The organism is Microcystis sp. LE19-10.1B (assembly GCF_027530565.1).
Taxonomy (GTDB): Bacteria; Cyanobacteriota; Cyanobacteriia; order Cyanobacteriales; family Microcystaceae; genus Microcystis; species Microcystis aeruginosa.
Window position 1 is genome coordinate 1 of record NZ_JAPZQM010000333.1, and the last position, 5410, is coordinate 5410.

The following is a 5410-nucleotide window of genomic DNA, read 5'->3' on the forward strand; positions in this document are numbered from 1 at the left end:
CGAAAACGGCTTTACGATATTTGGCTGGGAACACTAAATGATATAGCAAAACACTTACATTATGGCTCTTATGGATGTATTCACTCATTTTTCTATTGTACGCCGCGAGCGGCGGGGAATTAGACCCGAAGAGATTAAATATTTCACTGCCTAATACTTGAAGAGAGGTATTAATAATTTCGTCAAATCCTAGAGTAGCTTGATGGAGACGAGAAGAAATTAAAGCAAGTAATAAATCACGATGGCGACTTGGTGAAATAGCAATAATTAAAGCTGGACGTAGTTTTCCTGATTTCAAGTCTGCTTGAGGAAAACGAATTAGAACAATATCACCTGGTTTCATGGTTGATAAATTTCTTGAGCATCTGCTAGGGAATATTCAATTTCATCTTCTTCTTTGAAAAATTGCTCTAATGAAAATTTTTGCCAGTCTTCATCTTGCCAATTAGTATATTCTGAAATGTTGTTTAGCTCAGGGGAAATTAATCGGGTAAAGTTGGCAATTTTTTCAACAATGTCATCAGGTAATCGGTCAATCTGTTGGTGAAGTTCTTCACGAATTGTAGCAGACATAAGTTAAATTATTTGATTAAGGTGTAGAATTGATGGTATTAATTATAACTCAGATATTGGGTGGTAATTTGGGAAAAAGGTAATGTTGGGTTTCGTCACCTCAACCCAATCTACAAGATCGCCCCTCCTCCTCAAAATCGCCCCTCCCCATCATCAAAAAAACGATCGCCCCTCCTCCTCCTCAAAAAGTGATCGCCTCTCCTCATTCCCCAAAAAAAGATCACCCCTCCTCATCACAAAAAGTGATCGCTACTTTCTTCTTCACCTCCCAAAAGTGATCGCACTACAAGATCGGTGATCGTACTAAATATTTATACCCAATTCATAGGATTTTTTGTAAATACGATTGGTCTCTTCCTTGATCGCTTTAAATTTTTGGTAGAAGGCTGAGAAGTTTAATTCTTTTTTGGAGAGGTCATAAAAAATCATCATTTCGATGTTGAGCATCTGACTATCGGTATCGATTTTTAAGCTTCTAAAGCCTATCGCTCGGTTACGATGTCTTTCTGGTTCTATTAAATCATTAACAGCATCTACTAAAGGTCCGCCAGCAGTAAATATCCCCACTAATCCTGTTAAGGCTCCAATGAGAAAGCTTCTTCTGCTTAGAGGGCTATTGCTGTTTTCATTCCTAGGGTTTCGAGCACACCATAAAGCAGAAAATAGTGTTATTGTCAATCCTACTAAGATTCTCCAAAAACGATATTGTCTTTTGTTCTTGCTTGCTATCCTTGCTTCTTTTTCACAAATAATAGAAAGATTAGCTAGGCTTTCCCACTGCTGGGCTAGATCTTGTAGTAATTCATGTCTCCAGTTATCTTGATCTACTAACTCTGGGAATAATGATTTTTCAAATATAATTGGGGATAGTTCTTTTTTTTGCTTATCTTCTTTAACATAATGGTCTTGTTTAACTTTATCTATAGCTTTATTTAGGTCAATTCTACGAGCAGTTATTTGCTCTTTAAACTTGGCAAAACTAAAATTATTTTGGTTATTTTGTTGAGTTATATTAGTTGTCATACATTCGTAAAAAGTCATGAAATATGATCGCCAATTTTATTAGCCAGAAAAAAGGCAATATTGTATTGTATCACCTCAACCCAAGCAACAAATCGGCGATTCAGCCATATTCTCAATAGGACTATTTCAGTAACTCGATTTCCCCTGGTCGCCAAGTCTTATCAAACCAAGGCTCAAGCGGGCCATAAAGTCGAAGAATCGTATTCCAACCCGTGCCCGGATTTGTCTGCACCCAGTTATTCTCCTTACCCGCAGGCGGTTTCGGCCCGAAATAGATATCCACAGAGCCATCGGCATTAACCAAAAGTCCCTTTGTCTGACTACCGACACTAGGAAACTGTTGATCCGTCTGAATCATCGATCGCGTCTGGTTACTGTCAAGAATCACTGACCAGAATAGTAGCACGCGAGGATGTGTTAGCGTAACGTAGAATAATTACAAATTCATCATGATTAAAAGCAAAAAAGCGCGTTAAGTAACTATTTTTTAAGTCAAGAGGGCAATTAGCGATCGCCACTCCTGATCAAAAAGCGATCACACCATGAGAAGAAAACCTGATCGCACTAAAGTCCAAAATAATCGCAAATCAGATAATTATTGTTAAAAAAACAATTTGGTCCGTTACATTTCATTAGCGTACCCTACAGGATCACCGACTATACTAACCGGTTGCTTGTCGAGGGCAATTTCAAATAAAAATTCAGGGGCAAAGTCTGCTCCGTTTGGCCATTCTATTGTCCGACTATTTACATATACTTTTTGAAATAAACTTTTATCTTTTAAGGGTTCAAAGATTTCTCCATACAATTCTTGTTCTAAATCTACAATCCCTTCTATTCCATTATTAATGGTTAGCTTTAATTGATACTTATCCAGATATTCCACACAGATAACATGAAGAAATAGCTCCTTTTTAGGGAAGGGGATCGATTCTGTTAAGAGGTTTTCTTTGACGCGCATTTTCCCAGTTCTCCAATAGTTCAGATTGGTGTAGATCAAGCCACTCCCATACTAAATTTAGTCCTCTTTTGGGCATTTGACCACAAACTTCACCTGTGTTAATCATTATAACCGCTTCATAATCTTGATACTCGGCATGGATAGGAGGCGGATTGTGATCGTTATAGTTCATGGTGATTTTTATTCCATAGAAGCTTGATAGAGTGGGCATGAGTAAGAATAGTAATAAAGGTTGCTTTCTAAAAGTTTGCCCCCTATTGTAAGCGATCGCCCTTGGCGTTCCTATCCCAAGCAATGACAATTTTAAAGTTTAATCAACAAGATAACAGCGATTACATTGAGCCTAGTCATAATGAAATTCACAACTAATAATAATAATTTTTGTCTCTGTTGGTTCCCCAATCCAATACATCTGTCTGTCTTTGTCCCAGTTGTTTGGCCGTTTCTTCTAACCAAGCAAGATAGTCTTGTTCGTATAAGTCTTTAGCGCTGGTCAGGTATTAGGTTTTTATTTTCTTGACGCTTATCTAACCTAAAAAAAGAGGGTTTGCAGGCAGGCAAGGATTCCCATTCTATATATAAGTATATGTCAAGGGCGGGGATTTGTCAAGGGTTTTGACAGTAGAAAGGGAGAAACTTTTTAACAATACACTTGTTCTAACATAGCGGTAGTGAGAGATTTTTGGCCGTGATAATAGAGACGACGATTGAGACAACCGATCGATTTAACATAGGTAGATAGGGTTCCCAGATCATGGGAAATAATTAAAATAGTTATCCACTCATTCAATTCTTGCAACAGGGAAAAAATACTAGCACGCATTTGGGGATCGACACTGGCAGTGGGTTCATCTAAAATCAAGAGACGGGGTTCTACCGCTAAAGCGCGAGCGATATAAACCCGTTGGCGCTGTCCTCCCGAAAGTTCGGCAATCGACCTTTTTTTCAACGCTAACATTCCCACACTATCTAAAGCTTTATCTACCCTTACCTCATCTTTTTTACTATAGCCTTGCCAGAGTTTTTTGCTGCTCAATCTCCCCATTTTCACCACCTCACCCACAGTGATGGGAAATGAGCGATCGCATTCGACAAACTGCGGCACATAACCGACTAATTCCCGACCTTTTTGGACACTTTGCCCCAAAATACTGACTTCTCCCCGCCAAGGTTTAATTAATCCCAGTAAAACCTTAAGGAGGGTAGTTTTTCCTCCTCCATTCGGGCCGATAATTCCCAGAAAATCCAATTCTTCAATGGTTAAATTAATATCTTCGAGGATGGGTTCCTGTTCGTAGCCGGCCCAGAGATTACTAATGGTAATGATCGTTGACATATACAAACAATTACTGATTTAAAACTGTGGCCATTTTTTGGGAAACTTGTCGCAGGTTTTCACTCCAACTTTGAGCAAAGGCACTGATAAGGATTACCTGTCCCCCAATTTCCCTAGCAATAGTTTCGGCACTTTTCTGACTAAATTCCGGTTGAGCAAAAATAACTTTAATATTCTCTTTTTTTGCCTGTTTGATTAGTTGACTTAACTGGGCAGCACTGGGTTCATTGCCTTCGATTTCGATCGCAATCATCTCTAAACCGTAATCTTGGGCAAAATAGCCCCATTCGGGATGAAAAACCATAAATTTTTGGTTTTTGACCCCTGCCAAGTTTTGCCGAATTTCTTGATCTAATGCGTCTAATTCCTGACTGAATTTTTCCAAGTTAGCCCGATAGATAGCTTCCTGACCGGGATCGAGTTGTGCTAGGGTTTGATAAATAGTCTTTGCTTGTGCTTTGACTCGTTTTGGTGATAACCAAATATGGGGATCTAGGGTGTTTTTTCCAGCTTGATGTTTTTCTTCCTTGCTGTGATCATGATCGTGATCATGATCGTGATTATGTTCTGCTGTCAAAGGGATTTTATCTACCCCTTGACTGGTATCGATGATTAACATCTGTTGGTTAACACTGTTTAAGCGATCTTTCCAGGCATCTTCTAAGGATACACCGATTTTAAAGTAGGCTTGCGATTGGGCTGTGGTTTTTAATTGTTCGGGTTTTGGTTCATAGGTGTGGGGATCTGTCCCGGGTTGAATCATGGCATTAACACTAACTCTATCACCGCCGATGCGTTTGACGAAATATTCCTGCGGTACGATACTCACTGTCACCTGTAAGGGTGTCTTTGCTTCCTCTTCCTTGACCGAGGGACCACTACAAGCTGTTAAGCTGGCTATAGTCAGGGTTAAAGCGATCGCTGTTAACTGGAAATTTTTACCCATCGGATTAACTGAGTCTGATTATGATTCTGATCTTATCACAGTCGGTGAGAATCGTTATCATTCTGAAAATATTTCGGTATAGATGTACTGGTTTTTCGTCCTTCGATCTTTCGCTCCCAATTAAAAAATTTTCTCTTGCTAACTAACGCTTGACATGATATTATATAGATAATGGAAAATCCGTGCGCCTGCGACCCCCCTCTGGTCAAGTCAAATAAAGCCCAAAAAAATTAACCCCAAAAAGTAGTGGGTGAACTGACAACTGATACTCGTTAAGACTGCACCGGAGTGCCGGAGTTGGGAGAGGAAGCCTGAGCATTTGTACTAAAACTCTCAAGAGACAGTTTAAATTCAGGATATCTCAACTAAAGCTTGCTGAATAAATCTAAAAACCTTGTTGGGTAAGACTTTTAGACTTTTGGGGAAATCAAAAAGTACCGGACATGGGAGTGATCGGGGGGAAAATTAAGTAATTGACCCCCTCAAAATCGGTAAAACCCTACACCCCACACCCTACACCCCACACCCCACACCCCACACCCTACACCCCACACCCCACACCCCACACCCT

7 protein-coding genes and 3 pseudogenes are annotated in these 5410 nt (G+C 39.7%); all 10 read right to left on the reverse strand.

All coding sequences use genetic code 11. The features are described from left to right. Positions 1-88 (reverse strand): annotated as a pseudogene (locus O9332_RS11700) (IS200/IS605 family transposase); the annotation flags it as partial. Positions 89-232: 144 nt separating this feature from the next. Then, positions 233-343: pseudogene (locus O9332_RS28050) on the reverse strand (type II toxin-antitoxin system PemK/MazF family toxin); the annotation flags it as partial. Next, positions 340-573, reverse strand: coding sequence for a hypothetical protein (locus tag O9332_RS11705; protein ID WP_288025639.1), 234 nt, complete (start codon positions 571-573; stop codon positions 340-342). The gene O9332_RS11705 and the pseudogene O9332_RS28050, both read right to left, overlap by 4 nt. A 303-nt stretch (positions 574-876) precedes the next feature. Further along, positions 877-1614, reverse strand: coding sequence for a hypothetical protein (locus O9332_RS11710; RefSeq protein WP_002757449.1), 738 nt, complete (start codon positions 1612-1614; stop codon positions 877-879). Between the two features lie 103 nt (positions 1615-1717). Continuing rightward, positions 1718-2002: a DUF1214 domain-containing protein gene (locus tag O9332_RS11715; protein WP_288025645.1), complete on the reverse strand. Its 285-nt coding sequence runs from the start codon at positions 2000-2002 to the stop codon at positions 1718-1720. A 216-nt stretch (positions 2003-2218) separates the two neighbouring features. Then, complete coding sequence (locus O9332_RS11720; RefSeq protein ID WP_288025648.1) at positions 2219-2557, reverse strand: DUF2442 domain-containing protein; 339 nt, start codon at positions 2555-2557, stop codon at positions 2219-2221. Further along, entirely contained in the window at positions 2511-2768 is a 258-nt protein-coding gene (locus tag O9332_RS11725; protein ID WP_002757447.1) for a DUF4160 domain-containing protein, read from the reverse strand. The genes O9332_RS11720 and O9332_RS11725 overlap by 47 nt, the downstream gene beginning before the upstream one ends. A gap of 187 nt (positions 2769-2955) precedes the next feature. Continuing rightward, positions 2956-3054, reverse strand: a pseudogene (locus O9332_RS28055) (DUF29 family protein); the annotation flags it as partial. Between the two features lie 143 nt (positions 3055-3197). Continuing rightward, positions 3198-3893, reverse strand: a complete 696-nt coding sequence (locus O9332_RS11730) for a metal ABC transporter ATP-binding protein (protein WP_002757445.1) — start codon at positions 3891-3893, stop codon at positions 3198-3200. 10 nt (positions 3894-3903) lie between these two features. Then, positions 3904-4839: a metal ABC transporter solute-binding protein, Zn/Mn family gene (locus O9332_RS11735; protein ID WP_288025653.1), complete on the reverse strand. Its 936-nt coding sequence runs from the start codon at positions 4837-4839 to the stop codon at positions 3904-3906. Positions 4840-5410 lie beyond the last annotated feature (571 nt).

What these genes read in the sequence shown, in the direction of transcription:
- O9332_RS11705 (WP_288025639.1), bottom strand. Translation starts at nt 573, where the DNA reads ATGTCTGCTACAATTCGTGAAGAACTTCACCAACAGATTGACCGATTA.
- O9332_RS11720 (WP_288025648.1), bottom strand. Translation starts at nt 2,557, where the DNA reads ATGCGCGTCAAAGAAAACCTCTTAACAGAATCGATCCCCTTCCCTAAA.
- O9332_RS11735 (WP_288025653.1), bottom strand. Translation starts at nt 4,839, where the DNA reads ATGGGTAAAAATTTCCAGTTAACAGCGATCGCTTTAACCCTGACTATA.
- O9332_RS11710 (WP_002757449.1), bottom strand. Translation starts at nt 1,614, where the DNA reads ATGACTTTTTACGAATGTATGACAACTAATATAACTCAACAAAATAAC.
- O9332_RS11730 (WP_002757445.1), bottom strand. Translation starts at nt 3,893, where the DNA reads ATGTCAACGATCATTACCATTAGTAATCTCTGGGCCGGCTACGAACAG.
- O9332_RS11725 (WP_002757447.1), bottom strand. Translation starts at nt 2,768, where the DNA reads ATGCCCACTCTATCAAGCTTCTATGGAATAAAAATCACCATGAACTAT.